Genomic DNA, 2,084 nt, shown 5'->3' with positions numbered 1-2,084 from the left:
TGGAAGTCGGCACTGACTCGCTTTACCATCCAGTTTGAAGGGCGCATTCCTCAGGCGTAAACCCAACCCCGTTTACACAAAAATTCGGACACCCTCCTCTGGTGATGAATATTCCGCAAAAAATGAAAGCGACAATGGGGGTGAAACCCAGGGCCTCCGCACTACCCCATAACGACAGGAGGTTATTGCGATACACACCTTGGCCCAACCGGGCCTGAATCAACCGCTCACGGGCAGTGGAATTTTCCGGATAGCGCTCGGCAATTTCGGCTAGATCAACTCTTTCTTCGCTGTATACGCGGTCGCAAATCGCTTCTTTCCTATGATCAGCTAGGTGTCCTGCGTTGACGCATGCACGAACGAAGATCTGCCGAAGGTTACTAAACTCATGAAGCACTGCATCAGTCGCTCGAGAGCGACGGTGCCCACCCAAGAAACGAAGGGATTGTGGGAGATCGTCAAGCTTAACCATCCCTTGAAATTTCCCACTGTTGTTACTTTGTACGTACATGACAACGATCGTGCGTTCGATGGTCGTTATGCCTCTCCAGAAACGACGCCACCTGTCAGAGCGAAGTCGGGGATCAGACTGCGTCCAATTGTAATGCTCGAGTAGCTGGACAAGGTGTCGTGCAGCGTCGTGCATCATCTCGACATGGATGTCTGAGTCGGGGAAGAGCTGGACCATGATAGTTCCTTCTGGTCCCTCAAAAAAGCCTATTGTCCGCATCAGATATTTACTCCATACCGGGAGGACATCGCCCCCCAAAAGGTCCAGATAGTTATATTGACGCTGGTAAATCTCCATGCGGCTTTGCTGCACAAATCAAATTTGTTGCTAAATGGCACCTTAGATGTTTAAGAGATTTCTCTTAAAGAGGATCAATTTCCTTCAAAACTCCCTGCATTTTGAGGCCATCTCTGTTTTTGTGCAAAGAACCCTACACCCTAGGTCATTGACTTAATACTGTGCTGAGTGCAGAGAGGATGTCGTCTTGCTGTCGGACTCTGCTCATGAAGGACCTATCTGATTTTGCGCCATTGAAGTTAGCCTCGAATTTCGGTGCTTTAATTTTTTGCGCAACTTACCGAGCTCAACAGACCATTTTTCTTTAGTATTTCTCTTGCAATTTTAATGTAATTATAAACCACCATCCTATCTTCTAAATACATGGTACCATTGATTTTCTTGGGGAGAAGTTTTTCAGCCTGTTCTGAACGAAAACTATTATGCCTCCGCTCCGCCTCAATACCTTCAACCCTACCGTACATACGCGATATTTCCGAAGCACAGACAAAAAATATTTGATTTGTGCAATCCGATAAAAAATTATTAGGAGTGAGAATTTTCTCATCTAATATAAATGGCTTAAAGCGCTTGAATATCTCTTTCACTCTAGCTTCCTTTAGACTGGAAAAGTAATCACTCATACTTAATCCAACATTGGAAACATTGTGAATGTAGTCGTTTCTTATCTCTGCGACTGTCAAAAATAGATATTTTTGATCTCGGCTTATGATCTTCAAATCATGGGCGAAATTTATCCTCACAGACTGAGGTAGGTTGCTAATCGTATTGAAGATTTCAGGCTCGTTGAGTCGCCGAACGAGGACTTTTATAAAGACACCTTCGATTAGCTGTGCAAGCTTTGATATGAAGCTCCAAGAATTTTCTTCATCATGCAGGTCAACAATAAAACTTTCTGCCACGCCCAGATCGACACTTAGCTTTTTAAAGACAACCTTCAAAATACTCTTGAATTGATCCATTATTACTATTTGCTTTCAATTTAAATTAACCAAATACTGGAGCTAGCCATTAGGCCTTTGCTTTGCATACGCATTATAAGCCATTGGACTGCTCCGTTTTTTGCATCCTGACCAAATAAAGTCGAGAACTACGGCCCATTATCAGCCTACCCATCCTGCAAGCGCTCAAATATAGCTAAGAATTCACTTTGCAATCCAAGATCAAATCGTATATTAAGTCAGGGCCTCCGCACTCGGATTGCATAGAGTGAAAATGATTGCAAGCAGCTGATTTTATTAGGCTATGCAGTTCGGAGGTGCTCTTGCTTTACATG

The 2,084-nt window shown here is 43.9% G+C and carries 2 protein-coding genes; both read right to left on the bottom strand.

The genetic code is table 11. The features are described 5' to 3' along the window. Window positions 1-22: 22 nt before the first annotated feature. Window positions 23-808 (bottom strand): hypothetical protein, encoded by a 786-nt coding sequence (locus C2I19_RS19830; RefSeq protein ID WP_103904332.1) that lies wholly within the window; start codon window positions 806-808, stop codon window positions 23-25. Window positions 809-1,068: 260 nt separating this feature from the next. Beyond that, window positions 1,069-1,770, bottom strand: a complete 702-nt coding sequence (locus C2I19_RS19825; RefSeq protein WP_103904331.1) for a hypothetical protein — start codon at window positions 1,768-1,770, stop codon at window positions 1,069-1,071. Window positions 1,771-2,084 lie beyond the last annotated feature (314 nt).

Source organism: Chromobacterium alticapitis (genome assembly GCF_002924365.1).
GTDB classification, from domain to species: Bacteria; Pseudomonadota; Gammaproteobacteria; order Burkholderiales; family Chromobacteriaceae; genus Chromobacterium; species Chromobacterium alticapitis.
The sequence above is the reverse complement of the archived record's forward strand: the minus strand, read 5'-3'. Positions and strand labels throughout refer to the sequence as shown.

Coding starts and splice junctions, on each gene's coding strand:
- C2I19_RS19825 (WP_103904331.1), bottom strand. CDS start 1,770: ATGGATCAATTCAAGAGTATTTTGAAGGTTGTCTTTAAAAAGCTAAGT.
- C2I19_RS19830 (WP_103904332.1), bottom strand. CDS start 808: ATGGAGATTTACCAGCGTCAATATAACTATCTGGACCTTTTGGGGGGC.